Source organism: Methanosarcina horonobensis HB-1 = JCM 15518 (genome assembly GCF_000970285.1).
Lineage (GTDB): Archaea > Halobacteriota > Methanosarcinia > Methanosarcinales > Methanosarcinaceae > Methanosarcina > Methanosarcina horonobensis.
In genome coordinates, this window is sequence record NZ_CP009516.1 from 1984553 (window position 1) to 2008229 (window position 23677).

At 42.7% G+C, this 23677-nt stretch carries 20 protein-coding genes; 8 read left to right on the forward strand and 12 right to left on the reverse strand.

Annotated elements, in window-relative coordinates; all coding sequences use genetic code 11:
- Window positions 1-368: 368 nt before the first annotated feature.
- From MSHOH_RS08740 to MSHOH_RS08750, 3 genes are read right to left on the reverse strand one after another with little or no spacing between them, the layout of a single operon-like run.
- Window positions 369-1619, reverse strand: a complete 1251-nt coding sequence (locus MSHOH_RS08740; protein ID WP_048138970.1) for an ABC transporter permease — start codon at window positions 1617-1619, stop codon at window positions 369-371.
- A gap of 33 nt (window positions 1620-1652) precedes the next feature.
- Complete coding sequence (locus tag MSHOH_RS08745) at window positions 1653-2981, reverse strand: COG1361 S-layer family protein (RefSeq protein ID WP_048138972.1); 1329 nt, start codon at window positions 2979-2981, stop codon at window positions 1653-1655.
- Between the two features lie 48 nt (window positions 2982-3029).
- A complete protein-coding gene (locus MSHOH_RS08750; RefSeq protein ID WP_048138974.1) occupies window positions 3030-3974 on the reverse strand; it encodes an ABC transporter ATP-binding protein in 945 nt (314 codons plus the stop codon).
- A gap of 738 nt (window positions 3975-4712) precedes the next feature.
- Between MSHOH_RS08750 and MSHOH_RS08755 the strand changes: the two genes are divergently transcribed.
- A complete protein-coding gene (locus tag MSHOH_RS08755; protein ID WP_449405456.1) occupies window positions 4713-4925 on the forward strand; it encodes a DUF2795 domain-containing protein in 213 nt (70 codons plus the stop codon).
- Window positions 4926-5224: 299 nt separating this feature from the next.
- Here the strand turns inward: MSHOH_RS08755 and MSHOH_RS08760 are convergent, their stop codons facing one another.
- The 6 genes from MSHOH_RS08760 to MSHOH_RS08785 all read right to left on the reverse strand — a co-directional run bounded on the left by MSHOH_RS08760 (window position 5225) and on the right by MSHOH_RS08785 (window position 13232).
- Window positions 5225-5506: a helix-turn-helix domain-containing protein gene (locus MSHOH_RS08760; RefSeq protein WP_048138978.1), complete on the reverse strand. Its 282-nt coding sequence runs from the start codon at window positions 5504-5506 to the stop codon at window positions 5225-5227.
- A 289-nt stretch (window positions 5507-5795) separates the two neighbouring features.
- Window positions 5796-6815, reverse strand: a complete 1020-nt coding sequence (locus MSHOH_RS08765) for a glycoside hydrolase family 130 protein (RefSeq protein ID WP_048138980.1) — start codon at window positions 6813-6815, stop codon at window positions 5796-5798.
- Window positions 6816-6958: 143 nt separating this feature from the next.
- Complete coding sequence (locus MSHOH_RS08770; protein WP_048138982.1) at window positions 6959-8938, reverse strand: amylo-alpha-1,6-glucosidase; 1980 nt, start codon at window positions 8936-8938, stop codon at window positions 6959-6961.
- A gap of 282 nt (window positions 8939-9220) precedes the next feature.
- The gene (locus MSHOH_RS08775; RefSeq protein ID WP_048138985.1) at window positions 9221-11200 is read right to left on the reverse strand and encodes an amylo-alpha-1,6-glucosidase; all 1980 of its coding nucleotides are present in this window, start codon (window positions 11198-11200) and stop codon (window positions 9221-9223) included.
- A 175-nt stretch (window positions 11201-11375) separates the two neighbouring features.
- Window positions 11376-12341 carry an alpha/beta hydrolase gene (locus MSHOH_RS08780; RefSeq protein WP_048138987.1) on the reverse strand — a complete coding sequence of 322 codons (966 nt, stop codon included), beginning with the start codon at window positions 12339-12341 and terminating at the stop codon, window positions 11376-11378.
- An 81-nt stretch (window positions 12342-12422) separates the two neighbouring features.
- A complete protein-coding gene (locus MSHOH_RS08785; RefSeq protein WP_082089286.1) occupies window positions 12423-13232 on the reverse strand; it encodes an alpha/beta fold hydrolase in 810 nt (269 codons plus the stop codon).
- Between the two features lie 599 nt (window positions 13233-13831).
- Here MSHOH_RS08785 and MSHOH_RS08790 point away from each other — a divergent pair.
- The 3 genes from MSHOH_RS08790 (at window position 13832) to MSHOH_RS08800 (ending at window position 16757) form a co-directional block, all read left to right on the forward strand.
- On the forward strand, window positions 13832-14992 hold the full coding sequence (locus tag MSHOH_RS08790) for an iron-containing alcohol dehydrogenase (RefSeq protein WP_204245406.1): 1161 nt from the start codon (window positions 13832-13834) through the stop codon (window positions 14990-14992).
- Between the two features lie 16 nt (window positions 14993-15008).
- Window positions 15009-15587 carry an LURP-one-related/scramblase family protein gene (locus tag MSHOH_RS08795; protein ID WP_239451285.1) on the forward strand — a complete coding sequence of 193 codons (579 nt, stop codon included), beginning with the start codon at window positions 15009-15011 and terminating at the stop codon, window positions 15585-15587.
- 147 nt (window positions 15588-15734) lie between these two features.
- Window positions 15735-16757 (forward strand): AI-2E family transporter, encoded by a 1023-nt coding sequence (locus tag MSHOH_RS08800; protein ID WP_048138988.1) that lies wholly within the window; start codon window positions 15735-15737, stop codon window positions 16755-16757.
- Window positions 16758-17200: 443 nt separating this feature from the next.
- On the opposite strand, the gene MSHOH_RS08805 is transcribed toward MSHOH_RS08800, so the two are convergent.
- Both MSHOH_RS08805 and MSHOH_RS24295 read right to left on the reverse strand, forming a co-directional pair.
- On the reverse strand, window positions 17201-17464 hold the full coding sequence (locus MSHOH_RS08805; protein ID WP_048138990.1) for a hypothetical protein: 264 nt from the start codon (window positions 17462-17464) through the stop codon (window positions 17201-17203).
- Window positions 17465-17507: 43 nt separating this feature from the next.
- Window positions 17508-17840 carry a hypothetical protein gene (locus MSHOH_RS24295; RefSeq protein WP_162197620.1) on the reverse strand — a complete coding sequence of 111 codons (333 nt, stop codon included), beginning with the start codon at window positions 17838-17840 and terminating at the stop codon, window positions 17508-17510.
- A 154-nt stretch (window positions 17841-17994) separates the two neighbouring features.
- On the opposite strand from MSHOH_RS24295, the gene MSHOH_RS08815 reads away from it, so the two are divergent.
- Window positions 17995-19044 (forward strand): AI-2E family transporter, encoded by a 1050-nt coding sequence (locus MSHOH_RS08815; RefSeq protein WP_048138993.1) that lies wholly within the window; start codon window positions 17995-17997, stop codon window positions 19042-19044.
- 278 nt (window positions 19045-19322) lie between these two features.
- On the opposite strand, the gene MSHOH_RS08820 is transcribed toward MSHOH_RS08815, so the two are convergent.
- Window positions 19323-21215, reverse strand: coding sequence for a DUF1254 domain-containing protein (locus MSHOH_RS08820; RefSeq protein WP_052730780.1), 1893 nt, complete (start codon window positions 21213-21215; stop codon window positions 19323-19325).
- 382 nt (window positions 21216-21597) lie between these two features.
- Between MSHOH_RS08820 and MSHOH_RS08825 the strand changes: the two genes are divergently transcribed.
- The 3 genes from MSHOH_RS08825 (at window position 21598) to MSHOH_RS08830 (ending at window position 23596) form a co-directional block, all read left to right on the forward strand.
- Complete coding sequence (locus MSHOH_RS08825; protein ID WP_394297768.1) at window positions 21598-22617, forward strand: AI-2E family transporter; 1020 nt, start codon at window positions 21598-21600, stop codon at window positions 22615-22617.
- Window positions 22618-22862: 245 nt separating this feature from the next.
- Window positions 22863-22997, forward strand: a complete 135-nt coding sequence (locus MSHOH_RS25610; RefSeq protein ID WP_269849907.1) for a hypothetical protein — start codon at window positions 22863-22865, stop codon at window positions 22995-22997.
- Window positions 22998-23038: 41 nt separating this feature from the next.
- Complete coding sequence (locus tag MSHOH_RS08830; protein WP_048138996.1) at window positions 23039-23596, forward strand: DUF1269 domain-containing protein; 558 nt, start codon at window positions 23039-23041, stop codon at window positions 23594-23596.
- Window positions 23597-23677 lie beyond the last annotated feature (81 nt).

Sequence of the window (23677 nt, forward strand, 5' to 3'; positions counted from 1 at the left end):
TACATGAACAGCAATTAGGGGTTGTAACGAAATAACCTAAGTGATACATATAATTATGGAAGCAAATCGATTGAATCACTAGTGTCATGAAAATTTAATTGTGGATCATCAATTTAAGATCAAAACAATATCAACTGATGAAAGCCACCAAAATATATGTTCCATATTTGAATTTTCACTATACTGGTGAAAATGTAAAGTACAGTGTAAAAATGTACTTAAGTTATTTCGTCGCAGGTACTTTAGTATAATTTTATGGTTTCTCTCCAAACTATTTCTATATTCTCCAAAGTTCATTCAAAAATTACTTTAAATATTTTTTCCTAATCCCGTATCTTTAAGGAACTTAAAACTAGCAAATACTCCGATTATTCGTACCTCAAAGCATCTACAGGTTTCAATTTTGAAGCCCTGTAAGCAGGGATAACTCCAGAGGTCACTCCTGTCAAAACTGCAAGGATAAGTCCTCCAACTATCAGGTAAGGGCTTACTCCACCTCCTAATGTCGTATTTCCCATCATCGACTGAAGACCACTTGAAAGAATCGACCCCAGAAAAACTCCAAGGAAACCGCCAACAAGACCTACCATTGCTGAGTTAAAAAGGAAAATCATAAGGATATCCCTGTTTTTCGCTCCTATGGCTTTCATAGTTCCTATTTCCTTTGTCTTTTCAAGGACAGAGGTAAACATAGTGTTGGCAATACCAACGGATCCTACAAGAATTGACACTGCTGCGATGGCTCCAAGGAAAAGAGTTAATGAACTTAACATTTCGTTGATAGAATCAGCCATAGACTTTGAAGCTGTTACTGAAAAGTCCCTGTCATCTTCCTGGATAATATGTCTTGAAATCATGAGCTTATCTATGATCTCTTCTGATAGTCCATCTACCAGATCTTCATTCTTTGCTTTTACAGTGATGCTATCGTAAACATCATCTTCTGCATCCTCAATAAGCTCTACTGCTCCATCTATTGGCATGTAGATATTTGAGTCGTCCCCCATACCTCCTTCTTTCAGGATTCCGACAACCCGGACCGATTTATTGTTTATAGTTATTACCTGGTTAACTCCAATATCATGGTCAAAAGTTTCACTGGCAATGTCGCTTCCTATGACTGCGACATACTTATCAGCTGGTTCGAGCAATCTTCCTGATTGTGTTTTCAGGGTAGTCATGTATTTCCAAACCTGGGGGTCTACACCTGTAATCGAAAGGGTTGCAGATTTTCCTATATATTTCACCTTTTCACTGCCAGAAATTTCACCAGAAATGTACTGGATACTATCTAAGCCTTGAAGAGCGTCAATGTTATCATCTGTCAATTCAGCATCCGTTGTTGAAGCGCCCGCTCCACTTGTTCCAGGACCGTTTGTAGGATCTCCATCCATCATAGTATTAGATGAAGCCCTGGTATACCCCGGACTTATGGTTATTTTTGTCAGATCAAGATCGGCTAGATTGCTCTGGACGTTTGCCTTCATGGCATCCCCTAAAGAGACAATGCCAATTACGGATCCGACTCCTATTACTATCCCGATAATGGTCAGCCAGCTTCTGAGCTTACTGTGAACAAGCATGTTCATGCCCATTTTCAGATAGGTTGAATTTCTCATATTGCATCCTTCCGCTTTACACTTGTGCTGTTTTCAGTCCTTCTTATCTTCAGGCTTCGGAACACCGGATTTTTCCGCTTTAATTACCTGTATTTTTTCCTGAATATTTTTGCGGAACATGAATACCCCTCCAGCAAGTGCTATTATTGCGATGTATAACAGGTATGAACTAACTCCGCCGCTTCTTGATCCTCCGGCTTCTCCCTGAGTAGTCATATTTCCAGAGTTTACATCTACTTCTTTATCTACCGTTATCCTTTCTCCTTTCGCATCTGTATACTCAATCTGAACTTTTAGCGGATTAGAAGTAGAAGCGCTTTCTCTTTCGTCCTCTGTTCCTTCGATGTTCTTTGTGTTTGTAATGTTAAAGGAAGCAATTGTATAATCTCCTTTCTCGAGGTTTCCTACAATTGTAGATGAACTTCCCGATACCTTGTAGTTGTCCTGTTTCGGAACCGATACTTTCACTGAATATGCAATGTTGTTTCCTACGTTTGCAACTGAAAGCGAGATCTCTCCTTCATCGCTTTCAGAGAACGATACGTCGAAATCAGTTTCTCCGCCTACAAAAACTCCTGCCGTAGTGTTGATAGTTTGCTCGTTTGAGTCGTAGTCTTCAAGTTTGAGATTTATATCCAGAGTGTAAAGTCCAGGATCTGCATTTACATCCGCCATTACGTTGTAAACAACGGTCACTGATTCACCTGCATCCAGGTACTTGATATACTTTGTATTGTCTGAGTATACGGGGAGAATCACTCCATCCAGATCATTCCATGAAACAACCATGTTTTTCAAGGGAGAAGTTCCGGTGTTTGTTACTATGAACTCCAGAGTCTCTTCTTTTGCAATGTCAATATTTGCTTTGTCTATGGTTACAATTTGAGCGTATTCTTTGCCTCTTACATCAATAGTGACAGTTTTTGTGGTCGTGTATGTGGTCGACGAAGATCCGGACCCGCTTTTATAGGTAGTAACGATGTCCACATCGTATGTACCTGCAGATGCGTTGGAATCTGTCATGAGCTTGAACTTAAGGACTCCTCCCTCATTCTTATCCTGCCTCGCATTCAGGTAGGAGATGCTTTTTTCAAGGGATTCTCCAGAAATTTTGGTGAAAGGATATTCCGGATTGACTGTGACTGTAATATCTTTTACATCCTTTGTACCCACATTCTGCACGCTGACAGTGAGTTCAATAGGCTCTCCGGGACGAGCAGCATCAGGGTTTTGATTGGTCAGATTTATATCCAGATTTGAAGAGGTTATGTATCCGTTTGATGCACCAAGTGCTGTTCCAGCTCCAAGGCATGTGAATATTGAAAATAGCAGTAAGATTATAAGTAAAGAAAATTTTTTCATTTCGAATTCCTCTATTTAACGTTTTGTGAGTTTCGTACTATTTATCGGTTAATTTTCATTTTTTGATTCAATTTTCAAGTCGGATTCATTTTTCATTCGCGTTTCTATTTTTTCAATTTCCCCATCTCTAATGTACACAACTCTTGTTGCATATTTTACCAGGTCTAGGTCATGTGTTACGATAATGATTGTTTTGCCTTCTCTTTCGTGGAGCCCGTCCAGAAATTCCAGAATATAGTCTCCGGTCTTGGTGTCCAGGTTTCCTGTAGGCTCGTCTGCCAGAATTATAGGAGGGTTAACAGCCAGAGAACGGGCTATGGCAACTCTCTGCCTCTGTCCGCCTGAGAGCTGAGAAGGAAGGTTTTTCTTCTTGTTCGTAAGTCCGACAATGTCCAGCAAGTATGCTGCTTTTTGTCTGGCTATTTGCCTGTCCTCTTCCTGAAATTCCATGGGTAAGAGTACGTTTTCTTCTGTACTGAGGGTGGGAATGAGGTTGAAACTCTGGAATATGAAACCGATCATCTGCCCTCTTATGAGAGCAAGCTCAGATTCGTCAAGTTTTGAGATATCCTTTGAATTCAGGTAGACACTGCCTTTTGATGGTATATCCAGGCAACCCAGCAGGTTCATAAGAGTACTTTTTCCACTTCCACTGGGTCCAAGAATAATCAGAAATTCCCCCTCGTAAATCTCCAGATTTATTCCTTTAAGAGCTGCAAATTCAACCTCTCCCATCTGGTAAATTTTCCAGACATTGGTTAACTTGATTAGTGGACTTTCCCCGTTTTGATAAATCTTTACTGCACCAGAACTTTTATCAGAATAATCGACTAAATTGCAGTGTGGATTATTTTTTAGATCTTCCCCTAGATCACTCTCCTCGAAATTATCATCTAATTCGTTATAGAAACTGACCGTTCTATCAAGCGAATTAATAACTTTTAAGGAACCAAATTTCATTTTAAATTTATCTATGATTTCAGTAAATGTCATACATAGCCTCTAATCTTACCTGCCACAATATTTTTGGTTTACATCCATTATAGTAGAACCAATATATACTAAAAGTGGAGAAGAAATCCACATTTTCATTTTTGATTAATAATTAGCCCTTTTAAGCTCTGGAACAGATTCACATCATCGTTTCAATTTCACAAAAGAAGAAAACAAATCGTATTTTCACTTATTTTTATGGTTCCGTTGCAAAGAGTCTTTTCTAATCAGGCTGTCTCAAAACTCGACCCATTTCTACAATTGGATAATAGACATTGTTGACATTAAATGCCTGTAGGAAGTTATTCCAAAATTCAGGTATAACTTAACCTTATTGTGAAATAAATTACCCCAATTGTAGAATTAAATGTAGTTTTGAGACAGTTTGTATTATTATATTTTAATTTCCGGAAACTGGAAATTGGATTAAAAATTATTGTAAACTTATTTATCCGAACATTGTTGAAAAGATGGAACTGGACAATTCAATTGCTTCAGTCATTCCTTAAAGGTAGGTTGGTTCGTTCTGATAGTCCAGTCTTCAGGTACTCTAAATTCCCAATTCCACAAGAGAAAACTGAACTCAAGAATCTGCTGATTATCCTCTTAGAAACTTTTGGTTGAACTCTTTTTATATAATTGTCAATATAATATTTAATCGAGGGTAGACAACCAGTGGGAAAGGTAATAGCTACCTGAATCTATGGAGGTGAACTTATTAAAAGAAGTCCAAGCCAGATTGAAGAGATTATAATCGGCAGGGATATGGATTATCCTGCGACCAGAGATGACCTCGTAAAGTTTGCTGAAGGAAAGAAGGCAGAGAGTGATGTTCTGGACCTTTTGAAAGGGATACCTGAGATAGAGTATAATACCCCTGCAGATGTTACTAGAGAAATCGAACATCTGGAAAGACAGCGTAGTAGAGAGTATACTAAACTAGAGTATTAAATCAGAGTACAGAGTCTATTGGATAGGTTTTTTCTCAGGTAAACTCGTTCAAGAGTACATTATAATACGTTATAGTACATTATATAACTTAGCAACAGAAAGAGAATTTCAGAGAAAAACTTCTGAAAGAGTAGAAACGGATCTTAAGTTTTGAGATCGGCTCTTAATAAAAAAAGTAATAAAAAGATATCCAGAATATACAATTATGTAAGTCCGATATCTACGTAAAGCCTGGAAAGAGAGATCACTATGTCTGTTCAATCTCAAATTTCAATTTTCCATTCTTCTTTTGTTTGTACTTAATCTAGCAGCTGGTTGATTTTATTGTGAAAATCCACTATTAACTTTGCTGCCTCGCTTTCCATGTTCAGCTGGAAAGTTCTGATTTGTTTTCCGAGGGGTTTTTCCAGGACAACGCCTGACTCGATCAAAGGTGTGATAACCCTTGATACGCTGGAATTGGATAACCCGGTTTCCTCAGCTATTCCTGAAAGGTAAGTCGGTTCGTTCTGGTTTTCGATCAGATTCTTAAGAACTGTCATCTGTGCAGTTTTCCCGAAGATTTTTTCTAGTGGGTCCATTGATTTCATCTCAGAGGTGGCTTTCTCTATAAGTGACTTTCTTCTGTCCCAATAACTATCCACGGTTATAAACTTATCTCTTCAATAAATAGATTAAAAATTTATAGCCTTACGAATTGCCAAAATTTTTATTTTTTAGTTTTCCGGATAGAATGAAATCTTTTTCTTAATTTTTCAAGCTATTTCGTTTAAAAGAGACTGCTGCTTCGTCTTATCTTTAAGTAGTATTCTTCGATTTGCGATTTTCATTAAATCTTTGAGAAAAAAATCCCGCTATTCAGTTTTATACTCAACCTTTTTTAGGATCGGTATACTTCCCCCTGTGCCCCTCAAAAAATCTGCAGTAATCTTCAGGGCACTGCTCCTCAGGGCACTCGCGGAGATACTTCATGATATCGTCCATTTTTGCGCGTGCCAGGGATACGGAGGTATCCGCGCCTCCGTAATAGATGCGTAATTCATCATTCACCACGACCCACCCGCAGGGGAAAACAACATCATTAACATCTCCACTGCGCTCATAGGATTCGTGAGGCCCGAAGACCCAGCCTTCTGACCTGCGGAGCACTTTTCTGGGATCTTCAAGGTCAAGGAGAGCTAATCCAAGCCGGTAACTTATTTTCGGCGTTGTCTGGCGCACTCCGTGGTACATAATCAGCCATCCCTCGGATGTACGCATTGGCTGCGGGGATAAGCCTATTTTGTAGGCATCCCACCATCCCCCTTCCCGGGCGTACAGAAGGACCTCGTGCCATCCCCAGGCTTTCATATCCGGGGAAAAAGAGATCCAGATATTTGCTTTCATAGTGTGGCCAGTAGGTGCAGGCCTGTGCAGCACTGCCCATTTGCCATTAAAGCTTACAGGGAAAATAGCAGCATCTTTGTTATCAGGCGGCAGGATAGAACCTACTCGCTCAAAGGTATGAAAATCTTCTGTAAGAGCAAGAGCTGGTAAGGGACCGGAATCAGAAAAAGCCGTATATGTCACAGCCCATTTTTTTATCTCATCCATGTAAGTTATACGCGGGTCTTCAATGCCATATATCTCTTCAGGGTATTTTGCAGGCTCAGGAAAGAATGTTGGTTGACTGTCAATTTCCCAGCCATCTACCCCGTTTTTACTCCGGGCTGCCGTAAAATGAGAAAAGCCCCTGTGGTCTTCAACCCTCACCAGCAATAGAGTTATACCATCAACTATAGTGGCTGCGGGATTAAAAACCGAATTAGCCTGATAGGGCCAATCTTCAACGGTAAGTATAGGGTTTCTATTATATCTTACGAAAAGTTCTCCATGGTCTTTCCAGGTCATACTATCCCCTCATTTCCCTTCAACATTATGTTATTCCCTCATTTCTCCTGATTTACTAAAAAACAGATTATTTCTTTTTTAATGGCTTTTTTCCTCTTTCCCTAATTTTAACTAAGATATGGAAACTGTATGTAAACTCCTTTTCAGGGCTTGATCCCGAGTACATCCTCTACATATGCCCTGAAAATTTCTGCAACACTCCATGCCTGGGCAATAGTACCGCCTGGAGAGTGGGGGTAATCTCCATCAAACACCTCAGAGATGGTGCCTATACCTGCCGTTTCAAGATGCTCATCAAAGCCCTCAAGAAGATCTCTCATATATTCAAGACTGCTGTTCGAATAGTCATGTACTTTCAGGTAAGCTTTCACATAAGCTCCAAGGAGCCAGGGCCAGACTGTCCCATTATGATAGGCTGTGTCCCTGTTTAAGGCGTCTCCGAGGTACTGCCCTTTATATAGAGGATGATCACTCGATAGACTTTTGAGCCCGAAGGGGGTAAGAAGATCAGTCTCAACCCTGTCAACGATCGCTTTTTCTTTCTCAGGGGAAAGCATAGTGTAAGGGAGCGAGACAGCAAAGATTTGATTGGGGCGAATTGCAGGGTCTTTAATCTGGTTTCCTGCCTCGTCCTGATATACAAGGTCAAAGAGACAGTTAGTCTCCGGGTTCCAGAAAGCGTTCTCAAAACTCAAAGCTACCCCATCTGCAAGAGTCTCATATAAAGAGACGTCTTCGCCAAGAAGCGTACCAAGGTAGGAAGCCGTTTTCAGGGCATTATACCAGAGGGCATTCACCTCACAGGCTTTACCTACCCTCGGAGTCACAGCCCATTCCCCGATTTTCGCGTCCATCCAGGTCAGTTGAGGTCCCTGCCGAATAAGGTAATCGGAATCCATGCCTATTCCGAAATCCGTACTATTACAATAGTTGTTTATAATCTCATCTACATTGTCCCAGATATCCGAAAGGAAAAGGAAGTCTTTGGTATATGCGAAATAGCGGTCAAGGGCATGAACAAACCAGAGAGATGCATCGACTGTATTATAGACCGGGTCTCCTCCAAAAGCCGGAAAGGTGTTAGGGACCAGACCTCTTCGACAATACCTGGCAAAGTTTCTGAGAGTTGACCTTGCCTCCTGGAAACGGTATGGAATTAAAAGCAATCCGGGTAGAGAAATCATGGCATCTCTCCCCCAGTCAGAGTACCAGTGATATCCCGCAATTACTGTATTTTCCCCTGTAACTCGGTTTTTCACTACAAAAGAGTCGGTTGCCTTTAGAAGTTTGAGAGCAAAAGGCTCGACAAGCTTCGAATCGAGAGCTAGAAGGTTCTGCCGATTTGCTTCCCTTATATAGAGTTTATCAACCTTCTCGAGGGTAAGAGAAGAAATATCTCCTGTTGAAGCAGCAACAAAAAAGCGGGAAGTCCCGGGTTCGAGTTTGCCTTCAAAATAACCAGGATTGAAGTTATCCTCCTGAAAATTAAGCCCCCGTTGCTTCTCGGTATCGTACTCAAGGTTATAGTACCATACAGGAGCAGGGTGATACTGAAGATTGGATGAAATCGAGAAAGTAAAACCAGTAGAGCTTGCCAGCCGTACTTCCGTAGACCCGGATCTCTGGAAGAAAGAAAGGTATCCTGAACGAGCAGTCAGATTAAAATCTCTTGAGCTTACCAGAGGGAAAATTTTCAGCAAAGCTCCCTCTCTTCTGGATGTAATATCATAGAGGACATAGGTTGTGTTACTGTTATGGGCCATGAAGACCTTTTTCTTTATGGTAAAATCACCGGGATGGTAAACCCAGAGAGGAAACGGGTTACGAATAAATTCAGAAAGATACTCAAAGCCTGTAGGACTGATAGTATCCGGATATTTATGGACGGCAAGTTTATAAATTTCTTCATTAATAGAAATTTCCTCATCAAGGGAAGAAAGCAGCAAAAGCCTTCCAGGAGAATTCTCCGGAGTTGCTACAAGCAGTCCGTGATAAGTCCTTGTCCCTGCCCCGATAATTGTAGAAGAAGCATATCCTCCAAGCCCGTTTCCTATAACCCATTCTCTTTTTATTCCTTCTTCGTATGTTGAAAGAAAATCTGTTCCAAACCTGCCCCCATTCATGTATATTTGATTAGAGTTGATTTATTAAATAGCTGTACGTTTGGAAAAAGCTAGCTCGGTCTTCGGTAGTATCGCAATTTTACTGTAATTCTAAGTCAAATTTTGCATATTGCAATTTGGCTCCTATGATATCCGCACACTGTCACCAGAGTGCATTATTTTAGGGGGCGGAGTTAGGAACGATCCATAATGCTTCCGTTGATCCGAGACGAGGTAAAAAAACTGCCGAATAATTATGTCAACAAACCAGAGATTACAAAAAGTTGTACACAAACTCCTTTTTCAAGGCTTGATCTCAATTATATCCTCTACATATGCCCTGAGAATTTCTGCAACGCTCCAAGCCTGGGCAATAGTACCTCCAGGAGAGTGAGGGTAGTCACCATCAAACACTTCGGAAATGGTACCTATGCCTGCGGTTTCAAGATGTATGTCAAAGCCCTGGAGAAGAGCCTTCATATCCTCAAGGCTGCTTTCCGAATAATTATTTACCTTTCTGTAAGCTTTCACGTAAGCTCCGAGGAGCCAAGGCCAGACTGTCCCGTTGTGGTAGGCTGTATCTCTGGTAAGGGCGTCTCCGCGATACTGTCCTTTATATAAAAGATGATCTCTCGAGAGAGTTCTGAGCCCGAAAGGAGTAAGAAGATCGCTTTTAACCCGATCTACGATAGTTCTTTCTTTTTCAGGAGAAAGCATGGTATAGGGAAGTGATACAGCAAATATCTGGTTCGGGCGGATTGCAGGGTCTTTAATCTGGTTTCCTGCTTCATCCTGATATACGAGATCGAAGAGACAGTTAGCCTCAGGGTTCCAGAATACGTTCTCGAAATTTGAAGCGACTCCAGCTGCAAGAGTCTCATATAAGGAGGTATCCTTGCCGAGAAGGGTACCCAGGTAGGAAGCCGTTTTTAAGGCGTTATACCAGAGAGCATTTATCTCACAGGCTTTACCTGCTCTTGGAGTCACTGCCCACTCTCCAATCTTCGCATCCATCCAGGTTAGTTGGGGTCCCTGCTTAATAAGGTAATCTGAATCCATACCTATTCCAAAATCCGTGCCATTACGGTAGTTGTCTATAATATTGTCTACAGTGTCCCAGATGTCCGTGAGGAAAAGGAAGTCTTTGGTATATGCGAAATAGCGGCAAAGGGCATGGATAAACCAGAGAGAAGCGTCCACTGCATTGTAGACCGGCTCTCCTCCAAAAGATGAGTAAGTGTTGGGAATCAAGCCTTTTCGAGAGTGTCTGGAAAAATATTCGAGAGCGGATCTGGCTTCTTTGAAACGATACGGAATTAAAAACAGGCCAGGCAGAGAAATCATGGCATCCCTTCCCCAATCAGAGTACCAGTGATATCCTGCAATCACTGTATTTTCACCTGAAGAAGGATGTTTTACTATAAAAAGATCAGTTGCTTTTAGAAGTTTGAGAGCAAAAGGTTCGGTAAGCTTCGAATTGAGAGCAAGAAGGTTCTGCCGATTTGCTTCTCTTGAATAAAGTTCGTCAACATGCTCGAGGGTAAAAGAAGAAATATCTCCTGTTGAAGCAGCAATAAAGAAGTGGGAAGTCCCGGGTTCGAGTTTGCTTTCAAAATAGCCGGGAGTGAAATCGTCTTCTTCGAAGTTGCATGCCCGTTGTTTCTCGATATCATATTCTAAATTATAGTACCATTTGGGGTCAGCATGATACTCGAGATTGGATGAAAGAGAGAAAATAAAACCATTGGAGCTTTCCAGTTCTACTCCCGCAGGGTTAGTTTTCTGGGAAAAGGAAAGGTATCCTGAGCGAATAGTATAATGGAAGTCTCTTGAGTTTACCAGAGGGTAAATTCTTAACATAGCTCCTTCTTTTCTGGATGTAATATCATAGAGAATACAGGTTGTATTACTATTATGCACCATGAAAACTTTTTTCTTTACAGTAAAATCCCCGGGCTGGTAAACCCAGAGAGGAAATGGGTTGGGGATAAATTCGGAAAGATAATTAAAGCCCTCAGGAGAAATTATGTCCGGGTATTTATGGGCTGCAAGTTTATAAATTTCTTCGTTGATAGAGATTTCCTCGTCAAGGGAAGAAAGAAACAAAAACCTTCCAGGGGGATTTTCGGAAGCTGCTACAAGCAGCCCGTGGTAAGTCCTTGTCCCTGCCCCGATGACCGTAGAGGAAGCATATCCTCCAAGTCCGTTTCCTGTAACCCATTCTCTTTTTATTCCTTCTTCGTATGTTGAAAGAAAATCTGCTCCAAACCTGCCCTCACTCATGTATATTGATAAGAGTCGATTTATTAAATAAATGCACGTTTGAAAAACTAGCCGGGTCTTCGGCAGTATCGCAATTTTGCTGTAAATGCCAAGGGACCCTTACCTGAAATATCACATCCTCAAGTGCTTTCTTTCATGCTAAACAGCCAGCTTACAGCAAGCAAGAGCTGCAAAATTACGATCTGGCAAAAACGATCTTGAGATTTTCATTCGCCAGACCGACTGCGCTGCAGGTTGCAGGCGTGCCTGCAAGTGCGTTTAGCATCACGAAATCGTGTATAGTTCCCATGTATCGAACGGCTGTAACATTGACCCCTGCCTGAATCAGTTTATGTGCGTATGCCTCGCCTTCGTCGCGAAGCACATCATTTTCATCAGTAATAATAAGAGCCGGAGGCTGTCCCTTAAGCTGTTCAATAGATGCCTGTAGAGGAGATGCTGTCGGCTGCTTTCGTGCTTCTTCATCAGGTAAATAATTGTCCCAGAACCACTTCATTGCTTCCCTGGTAAGCCAGATTCCGGTTGAATACTGCTGATATGACTGAGTATCAAAATTAGCATCAGTCACAGGATAGAAGAGCACCTGATAATCAATTTTAGGCCCACCCCTCTCTTTTACCAGGAGCATGACAGCTGCAACCATATTCCCGCCTACACTGTCTCCAGCAACTGCAAGCCGTGAGCTGTCCAGTCTGAGTTCTTTTCCGTTTTCAGCAATATATTTAGTCGCAGCATATGCCTCTTCGATCTGCGCAGGATACTTTGCCTCAGGAGCCGGCGTGAAATTGACAAATACAACCGCAGCGTTAGCTCCATTGGCGATTTCCCTGACCAGCCGATCATGCGTATCTTTTCCCCCGAGAACCCAGCCGGCGCCATGAAAATACATCACGACCGGTAAGTTTTCCTTACTTCCTTCTGGTCTTAGTATTCTAATCGAAACTTTTCCCTGAGGACCGACCGGAATATCCATGTCTTCGATGTCTGCAGGCAGTTTTGCGACATCACTAGCCTGCAAATCTGAAAGAACTTTACGGGCATCTTTCGGAGAAAGTTTGTAGATTGGCGTTCCACCCTGCTTGTTGACATTTTCTACAAATTCTCTGGTAGCTGGTTCGAGTAGCTCAATAGTATGATTCATTGATAATCCTCCTGTATGAAAATCTGATTAAGCTGACAATCATACCTGGTTTTTATTCGGTTTATTGTATTACCTCATTGCCTAGCACTTTGTCGTGGCATTTGCTGCATCTGTTATCAGCCTGGTTACCTCATCAGGATGTGAGACTAAAGAGGCGTGGTCGGATGATATTGAGACAACTTCCCTTGCTCCAATGCGTTCTGCCATAAAACGCTCCAGGTCGGGATTGATAATCCTGTCGTTCTCTGATATCAGGTACCAGGAAGGCTTGGACTTCCATGCTGCCTGAGTGGTTTTTTCGCCGAAAATGCTTGCTGGGACAGGTTTTTGTACTGCGGCCATCACCCTGGCCTGAACAGGATCGACATCCTGAGCAAACGATTCCGGAAAAGCCTCTGGATCAATCCATAGAAAGCCCTCGGAGTCAGGGAGAAGATTTGCCATGCCAGGTGCAGCGGGCATTCGCTCATTGAGCTCACCAAGGACTTCTCCTTCGTCAGGAGCAAATGCAGAAATATAAACCAACCCGACAACATTGGACGCATTAGCCCCCGCCTCAGTAATCACCGCGCCACCGTATGAGTGGCCGACAAGGATTGTAGGGCCGCTTTGCATAGCTAATACGCGGCGTGTTACTGCAGCATCCTCAGCTAGTGAGGTCAAAGGGATCTGGACAGCTGTAACATTATACCCTTTTTCCTGAAGTAGCGGAATAACCTTGCTCCAGCTTGACCCATCAGCCCAGGCACCGTGCACCAGGACAATGTTCGGTTTGGAGAGCGTTTCGGAATCTCTGGAGACGTTAGCAGGTTGTGCCTGAGCATTTATGAAAGCAATACTTACTACAAAAATGATCGCGGATAATGCGACAAGTAAATACTTCTTTGTCATCTGAATCCATCCCCATTCGTTATAGCTGAATGACCAAATATAAATCATGGAATTAAAGAAATATGCGAACGATCAAACCCCACATCAAATGACAGCCTTATATCCCGCGATCGTTCACTGATTGATGTTTCAAATTTTAATTATAGTCCTCACAGTAAACATCCACAGTAAAAATTCACAATAAATATTTACAGTAAACATTGACACTTCATAATCCAGCACTGTGCTGTGGAGTGACAGTTAAAATGTACTTAATTCGTGAGTTGACTATTAATCACTCTCACTTTTAACTAACTACTTTCATTTTTGACTAAAAATTTAAATTTCGATTGCTGATGAATAGTGTATAAATTACTGGAAAATATATAAATTAAATCGAATAAATTTTCCTTATAATTAACAATTCTGGAAAGTATGGACAAAAGAAATCAAAAAATATTTGCCATTTGTCAACTGCATTTTTATGCACCGGTTTCAGAAACCCTATCCCGGAGCAAAACTTTAATAGCTTTCGGGAAAAATCATTTCCATTAATATTCTGTATTTTTAATAAAAATTTTAGGAAGATATAAAGGATTTCTAAAGGGGAGTAGAAAAGCGTGGCAGAAAACAGGACATACACTTACCTGAACCCAAAAGTAGCCCTTATGGGGCCTGGATGCGTAAAAGAAATCGGCAGGCATGCAAAAGACTTTGGGGCTACGAAAGCCCTAATAGTTTCAGGGAAAAGCAGACATGGAGAAGAGCTTGCACTGGACATATATAAAATTCTTGAAAAAGCAGGCATAGAAGCAGTAATCTTTCCGGGAGCGGACCCGAACCCTACTGATACGTCAGTTATGGAAGGAGCAGATCTTTACAGGAAAGAAGACTGTAATGTGATAGTTGCTGTCGGGGGAGGAAGCCCTATGGATTGTGCAAAAGCGGTCGGCATTGTGGTATATAATGGTAAAAGGATTAATGATTACGAAGGTGTGGGAAAAGTTACGAAAGGAATTCCTCCTCTTATTACAGTAAATACGACTGCGGGTACTGCGAGTGAAATGACGAGTTTTACAATTATTACGGATACGGATAGGCACATCAAAATGGCTATTGTTGACCCGCGGATCACACCCGATGTAGCAGTCAACGACCCCGAATTAATGGTAAGCATGCCTCCTGCGCTAACGGCTGCAACAGGAATGGACGCGCTGACACACGCAGTCGAAGCTTATGTTTCCACAATGGCTACCCCGACAACAGACGCAGCTGCTATCAAGTCCATAGAACTCATTTCAAAATATTTACGTGAAGCCGTTGCCCATGGGGAAGATGTGCAGACAAGGGACATGATGGCACACGCCGAATATCTTGCAGGCATCGCTTTCAATAATGCAAGCCTTGGTTATGTACATTCTATGGCTCACCAGCTAGGAGGTTTTTATAACCTTCCGCACGGGGTCTGCAATGCTATCCTTCTGCCTTATGTCGAGGCATACAGTAAGCAGGTTGTCCCGGAACGCTTTGCCGATATCGCAAAAGCAATGGGAGAAAAAGTTGAAGGGCTAAGTCCGGAAGAGGCTGCAGACCGGGCTATAGACGTAATCAGGAAACTTGCATCCGATATAGGAATTCCTTCAGGCTTAAAAGAGCTTGGCGCAAAAGAAGAAGATCTCGAACTTCTGGCGAAAAATGCCATGCAGGATGTTTGCCGCCTCACAAGTCCAAGAGAATTCTCGAAAGAGGAGATTATTGAGATTTACCAGAAAGCTATGTAACCTGAAAGAGTACCTTATGAACGATCTGGAATCAAAAATCAGGGTTGAAGATAAAAAAGAGAGGAATTTTATGATCGGTTATGGTGGGCTTAAAGGCCGTGGGGGAGAAAGCAGGCACATCTACAGGATGCATGAAAAACTCATTTCCATTGGAGACGATTACTGGATTGAGGACGAAAACGGAAAAAAAGCTTTCTATGTGGATGGAAAAGCCCTCAGCCTGCGCAATACCCTGGTTTTAAAAGATACACAGGGAAATGATCTTTACAAAATTCAGAAAAGATTGCTTAAAATAAGGGATACGATGGATATCAAGCGGGCTGACGGTGGTCTCGCAGCAACAATTAAAAAAGCCTTCATTAAGATTTTACGGGGCAGATGGATAGTTGAAGTTCCAGACGGGCCAAATATGGAGATCCGGGGCAATATTCTGGATTACAATTATGAGATTGATTCCAATGGACAGAGAATTGCACAGGTCTCAAAAAAATGGTTCCGCATGCGGGATACCTACGGAGTGGAGATTGAGCCCGGACAGGATGCTGCTCTGATCCTGGCAATTGCAGCTACTCTTGACCAGATGGAGCATGATTGATAGGACTACAATTTTGAGATAGACTACTATTGATATCGGAGAGCATACTGTTGTAATCTTCTCTTCCATGATAGTCTTTTCTTCCATGCGAATCTTATTGACAAGTTAGAAAAGAAACACCTTAATGAAAATAAATACGTGGGAGGTATGGACATAAATGTAAGCAATTTTTCAATGCAAACTAAAGTTATGATCTACAGTATTGCTGCGGTTATCCTGACAATCGGAATGCGAGATATAGCCACTATACTCATACCTATTTTTTTCTCGGTTTTTATTTTTCTAATCTTTGCCCCTCTCATCTACTGGCTCAAGAGGAAAGGAATTCCGGGGGGAGTAAGTATTGGTCTGGTAATCCTCTTCTTTATCATGGTTTTTACTGGTACCGGAGTTCTGCTTATGGAATTTTTACCTCAATTCACCAGCCAGATCCCTGACTATCAGATCCAATTAACGGAAAGCATGGAAAGCCTTGCAGGATATCTGCCGGTAGGAATGCCACTGGAAGGATTTCTACCTGATATAGGAGTGTTTATTGTTGGCCTGACAGCTGGACTCCTTACAACGATTTTGAATGCCGGAACCACCGTAGGCCTCATTATCATAACGACAATTTTTTTACTTCTGGACATTGCAGTCCCGGGAAAAATTCGAAAAGAAGCTAAAAAACACCCTTTCCTGTTATCCCGAACTAATGATCTTGGGAGTAAGCTTGTGGACTATATCGTTATAAGAACAGGAATTAACCTGGTAGGAGGTATAGGGGCTGCCCTAATTCTTTTCATAGGTGGTATAGATTTTGCGATTCTCTGGGGTATATTAACATTTATTCTCGGTTACATTCCTTACATTGGATTTTTTCTGGCCGTTCTTCCACCGACACTCCTCGGATTATTTAAGTACGGAATTGCAGGAGCGATGGCCGTTTTTGTCGCTATATGGCTTCTTAACCTGCTTATAGAAAACATCCTTTTTCCATCCGTTGCAGGGAAAGGTTTTGAATTACCTCCGTCAATCATTTTTATATCTCTTATGTACTGGACTTATGTACTGGGTACTCCTGGTGCACTTATAGCCGTACCCCTTACAATGGTTGTGAAAATGGTCATAGAAAGTTCCGGTGATATGCGATGGAGGACAGAGTTGAGAGAGTCTGAAAAAGAGGATTAATAAAAAGGAGATTAGTAAAAAGAGGTAAATAAAAAGGATTAATAAAAAAGAGCAAGCGGAGTAAATGTAAGAGAGCAAGCGGAGTAACTGCAAGCAAAAATAATTTTTTGAAAAATCCGAAGATTTTTCGACAGGACAGGATGGAAATCAGTTGATTATCTGGCACTTCTTTCAAATCTATTTTTTCTCAAAAGACATATAAATAGATGCAAAATTATAAATCGAGTAAATATATTTATTAATATATCTGTAATTAGGATAGGAAATATCTTTGACCGATTCAGGGTAACTTTTACTACCGATATCCAGAAGAGTATGCCTCGTTGGATACCGAAACCAAGGTATTTACTAAGTTCATATGGGAAAAAGGATCAGAGGAAAATAAGGAATCCTTTAGCATATCAGGAAAGTTCAGGACTGAGATAAAACAGAGGGAGTAACTTTCAAAGAATAGAGATGGATGAGCTGAAGCGGTAGACTACACAACAATGAGAGCAACCTGAGACAAAAGGAATTTCCATGACATCAGAAATTGCAAATTTTGTCATAGCTTTTGCAGTGTTGCTCTTTGTCTTTGGCATTGTCTCCCGAAAGATCTCAGGTACTGCAGTCACCGCCCCCATGATTTTTGTAGCAGCTGGAATGTTGCTCAGCCCTGAGGGGCTTGACCCTGCAGGTCTCACTCCAAGAAGCAGTCTAGTTCTCATGATAGCTGAGCTTGCACCTGTCCTGACTTTATTTCCGGATGCCTCAAAAATTGAACTTCAGACACTGTTGCGTGAAGAGAAACTTCCAGGCCGGCTTCTTATTTCTTGGAACGTCACTTACAATTGCCTTTGGGGCTATTGTTGCTGCTTTTCTTTTAAAAGGTATTACACTTGCAAAAGCGGTACTGAGCCTCACGCTTATTTGTATGATACCTGTGGCAATCTCCCTGATTGGCATGAAGTTGAATACTGAAACCGTATTTTTCCTGGGCTGGTTTGGGCCCGGAGGCCTTGCATCCGTTGTTCTGTTATTGACTGCTATGGAAGAAACGGGAGGAATTGGGGGAAGTGAAACTGTAAGTCTTTCAGTGATCACGACTGTTTTTCTAAATGTTTTTGTCCAGGGGGCTACAGATAAAAGAACATCAGATAGTTGTTTATCTGAAAACGTGAACCAATCAAATTTGCATTAACTGATTATGAAAGAAAAGGATTAGTTACTATAAACCGACATGGGGGAGTTGTAAAATATGGAAACAAATAGCAGTACAGTACCAGCCAAGATTTTAGTATACACTACTTTTGCTGTTGTCCTTACAATCGGAATGAGAGAAATATCTTCTATACTCACAACCGTTATCTTTTCTATATTCGTTGCACTGCTTTTCACCCCGCTCGTTCGCTGGCTAAAACAAAAGGGAGTTCCAGGTTGGTTGAGCATTATTATGGCAATTTCTTTATTCACTGTAATTATCCTGGTCCTCGGGGTAATAGTTGTCAGAGCAGCATTTCAGTTTGGGAGCCAGATCCCTATTTACCAGGATCAATTAACTGCTTTAGCGAACAACTATGCAAAATACATTCCTTCATACGAAGGTTTTTCCATACAGTCAATTGTTCGCGGTATCGTGTCAATCACGATTTCTCTTATGATAAACATCGTTAACGGGATTGTGAACGCTTCGACAACAGCTGGAATCGTCATAGTCACAGCAGCCTTCTTGCTAATAGATGCCGCTAATGCTCCTGAAAAAGTAAATCAGGAAATTGGGAAGCAATCTGAACTCCGATTTAGGCTGAGTAATTTTAGCAAGAAGCTGGTAAAATTTATTGTCATAAGAGCAGAAGTAAACATTATCACATCCTTTGTAATTGCTCTTCTTCTCTTTATAGGTGGTATAGACTATGCTGTCCTCTGGGGAGTTCTTATATTCCTGCTAAGTTATATCCCCTATATTGGTCTGGTTATAGCTTCTATTCCTCCCATAATGCTTGCACTTTTCAAGTATGGGCCTTTAGGGGCTCTTGCAGTCATTATCATTATCTTTGCTGTCGATGCGCTTACAGAAAATGTTCTTTTCCCGTCAATGATGGGAAAAGGCCTGCAATTATCCCCTGCTTTTTTATTTGTTGCTCTTCTCTACTGGAATTTCGTACTTGGACTTGGAGGTGTGCTGCTTTCCATACCTCTTACATTAGTTTTGAAGATTTTACTTGAGAGTTTTGAGGAAACAAAATGGATGGCCAGATTAATGGGTCCGGCAGAAGATATGGACGAGGGAGAAATAAGCAGCGGGTGAGGATAAGAAAGAGGGAAATTGCAAAAACAAGAAAATAGAAGGGGGGAGACGAATGGGATGGCAATTGTGCAGAGAATTGTCGCCCTGGCGTCAAAAGCACGTGGTTATTAAGCAGCCGATCGTCTCACTGGCAGACAGGACGAAATCCCGATTATAACTGGTAGCTGCAAGTTTCCTCATTGCACATGTTATATACGTTTTGCATTTAAGCCATAGGATGAAAGACCTCCGCTTCTGGGAGCGGAAGCAAATCAAATATTAACCGGGTTTTGTCCATATTAGTCTACTTTTGTAATCGGCGGACATTTCCATTCCGCATTGATCACCTCAGCGTGTGGAATGTACATGCGCAGAATGATGAACCACGCTTCACTGCCAGTCGGCAGCCAGTTCGACTCTTTATCTGGGCCAGGCGACCCGTTCTGGAAGTAAAAGGTTGTCCCCCCGTCAGCATTCTTCTTGACGCCCGGGGTACGGTCACCGATAGAGTAGCGGTTGATCTGGTTGGGAATTAAGTTATAATCGTTACCGTAGACGGTCATCGACCAGAATGCATCTACGGGCGGCTCGTAGCCCTTGGTGAAAGTTATCTCATACCTGTGAGCGCCCGTCAGCGGCTCGCCGAAATTGTCAGTAAGGTTGACAAGATAGACCGCCTCTACAGGGTCGTTGGCAGCGATCCCGGCCAGAGATTGGTCCGCAGCACGCTTCAGGAGCTCATCCCCAAAGCGGCCCATATTGGATGGAGGGTAGCGCCAGCCGTTGACAAACTTTGCCCAGACCCCACTCATGAACTGCTGCCTGAGCAACGGTATGCCGATGCCCAGCACACGCTGCAGCGCCTTCTTCACTACCTCTGGCTGCTGCTCTACATCCATATCCGGCCCGATCCCGATAGATGCGAACTGTTTGAGTAACACTTCATGGTGGGCTGCCGGGGGGTTCTCAGCCAGCATGGCGTTGAGCGTCTTCCACGGCCCTAGCGGGTCCTCGGTCCCGGCGGGCGCAACAACTGGCTTGTAGACGTCGCGGCTTTCGGGCAGCTTTGCCTCGGGTTTGCCCCAGAAACTCAGTGGTGTCAGCCTGTACTGTGCCTGTAGCGCATGCACGGCTGGCAGGTCATCGATGCCATCCGCCAGAGTGCGGCCAAGAATTAATATCCACGACGTCGGGGAGGACGGCGTAACGGCGGTTACATCCTCAGGTAGATTACCGTGCCAGCCAGGGCCAATGAGAGCATAATTGCCAGCCCTGGAGCCAACCCTCTGGCCGACATAGGCAAAGTTGTCCGAAGTAAAAGACATTAGTTCAAACGTCCAGTAGCGATCAGCCGGGATCTCGGGCACGGTGAGAATTACTGGCTCTTTGCTTAGATCTACCCAGGCGAGTGAGTACAGTGTGTCGTTGTTCGGGCAACCGCCGTCGCGGTAAGTGGCGTCCATGAGTTCGTCAGCATGCCAGAAATGGTTGACAGGCGCGTAAGGAACACGCTTTGGATCCTGCGGGATGTTTGTCCATTTATAGCGTGTGAGAGCATTGTAGACATACGGGAAACCATATATGAACGCCTGCAGGCCCAGCGAGTATGCATATTCCTCCTGCCAGTCAAAAACCAAGGTAGCTGTCTGTGGCTCTGCATGTGGCACTTCAGCTGCCTTAACTGCAAGGTCATTTGTACCCTCAGCCGCACCCGAACCTGCGCCAATTCGCTTCAGATCTTCGACTGTAAGAACCTGGGCACCTGTCTTCCTGATACCGTCCTCGATCTTACCAGCATATTGCGGGTCCATGAACAGGCCGATAGCCACTGCGCCAGGGTTTAAAGCGTGACCCAGGTGAGTTGCCTGTACATTTAGCTCAGTTGGGCTACCCACTGGCTTGTCAGCAACGGCAATCAGGTTCCCTGCAATACGTTCAGCCAGCGCAGCTATATTAACGCCGGAAGTCGAACCAATATCAATGATGCTTGTATCGACTTTGCCCTTATCGTTCTTAGCGAGGACAAGGATGTTGCTGGCGTTCATCATCTGAAGCTGGGAACTAAGACTCTTAATCTTCTCCATAGCAGCGTCTGCAGCCGTCTTGCTGGCGAAGACTCCTGCCACCAGTTGTTGCTTCTCAGATAGAAGCATGTTAGCTTTCGAGACTTCTGTTGTTGGATTTTCTACCACTGATATACCACCCACATAACAAACCAATCAAACTGCGTTTTTTCTTTGTTAAATCTTAATTACAATAGTATATATGCGAACTCATATATATTTTAAATTTTATATATATTTTTTATATTAGAGTACCTCAACTGTTTTTTAACTGCAGAGTTTTCAATAAGGGGAAAGAAATATCGGAAGAAAATGAGGATCAAATGGACTATTCATGTGACACAACAAGGTAGAACTTGCTTCTGGATGTCTGCCAACTCTAATTTATACATAAAAAGATTCAGCACCTAAGCTTTGCTTCAAATCATTATTATAGAAGAAAGTTAGCAGCAAGAGAAAGATTGGGGATGTAAACATAAATACAAATATTTCAATACCAGCCAAAATTCTAATTTACAGCACTGCTGCAGTTCTCCTTACACTTGGTATGAGGGCGATTTCACCAATACTTGTACCGGTCTTTTTCGCTCTTTTTGCCTTTCTAATCTTTGCTCCTCTGGTTCGCTGGCTCATGAGGAAAGGGGTTCCTGGAAAGGCTAGTGTTTTTCTGGTGATCATTCTTTTCATGTTTGTTTTTTTTGGAACCGCAATTCTGTTTGTAAGCTCTTTACTCCAGCTCAGCGACAGGATTCCAAGTTATGATGTTCAGTTGCAGAGTATTCTGAACAGTATTTCAACATATTTGCCTGTATCTGGAGAATCCGTAGAATCAATACTGCGCAGTATTGCAGCATTTGCTTTCAGTGCGAGTGCGGGAATTATTACAGGAGCCTTAAACGCCGGATCAACAGTTGTGCTTATTTTTATCACGACAACATTTTTACTTCTGGATGCTGCAGGTGCTCCAGAAAAAGTGCAAAGAGGAGCTGAAAATCAACCAGTCCACCTTTCACGGTTTGCCGAATTAAGCAGAACCGTCGTAAACTACATGCTCCTGAGGACTGAGACCAATCTGGCTGGGGGTATTGGAGTTGCCATACTTCTCCTCATCGGAGGTATAGATTTTGCTATTCTCTGGGGCCTCCTGTTTTTCCTGTTCGGTTATATCCCTTATCTGGGCTTTTATCTTGCAGCTATTCCACCTATGCTCCTTGGCCTGTTTAAATACGGGCCTATAGGGGCACTGGGCGTCCTTATCGCCATCACCATTGTTAATGCACTGGTAGAAAATGTCGTATTCCCATCTATTGCAGGAAAAGGCCTTAAATTGTCTCCGACGCTGGTATTTCTTTCTTTGTTTTACTGGTCTTATGTGCTTGGGACAGCAGGTGCCCTGATTGCCGTACCCCTTACAATAGTTGTAAAGATAATTCTGGAAAGTTCCGAGGACACACGCCTGATGGCTAAACTGATGGAATCAAGTGGAGATAGAGGTCAGGATGAAGAAAATGCAGGAAAAAACGTACTCTAAAATTATCCCTGCTAGAGGTTATGTACCTGGAACCTAAGGGTGCTGCATCTACATCTCTATACCTGGTTCTGAAGAATCCCTGGAAAAGTTGATCCCAGAATAGGGAGTCACATCCGATCTTTCCAGTTCTTCGGTAAGTTTTAATCTTACATGCATTTTTACATATGCCCAATTTTATATAAACTCGAGTATATGTCATTGATAGTACTGCTCATTGATAGTACTGCTGAAACTGTTTTTCGGACATGGAATTACAGATCAGGGGAAAAAAGAGGGTTACCATTGAAAATATGAGGGAAGATTTCATGGCTTATCCAGATAGCTACTGGACTACCGATGAGAAAAGAGGAAACGGATGGAAATTAACGAAGAACTGGTAAGCAGAAGAAGAGAAAGAAGAATTTCAACAGGGGGAAAATAAATGGCCGAAGTAATGTATGGACCTATGCAAATGTTAGTTATCGCGTTCGATAAACCGGAATTTCACGGCAAGATCCGCCGCGAACTTGAATCAGTCATGGAAAAGGGAGTGATCAGGCTCATTGACCTGCTCTTACTGTGGAAGGACAATGATGGAAATGTCACGGCTCTGGAGGCGTCACAGCTGGACGAAGAAGAGAGAAGGCGTTTCGGAGCGGTTATAGGAGGACTCATCGGTTTTGGAGCAGGAGGGGAAGAGGGAGCCAGAACAGGCACGGAAGAAGGAGCTCTGGCAGCAGCCCAGGAGAACTACGGAATCACTGAAGAAGATATGCTGGAAATAACAGACGCTATCCCTGAAGGGACTGCGGCTCTTATCCTTATTATTGAACATCTCTGGGCAAAAAAGCTTAAACAGGCGCTCCGTGATGCAGGAGGGGTTCTGGTCTCTCAAGGTATGATCACACCCGAACTGCTGATTCTGGTTGGGGAGGAACTGGCAGAAGCAGTTAAATTCGCGGAGAAGAAACGGGGATCTGAGGCAGCACCTGCCGTCTGAAAGACTGCCAGAAAACGGAAGAAACATGGCAAAATGTCCAGAGAAGAATAGTCCTTCTAAAAAGGGGACTATTCACCTGTA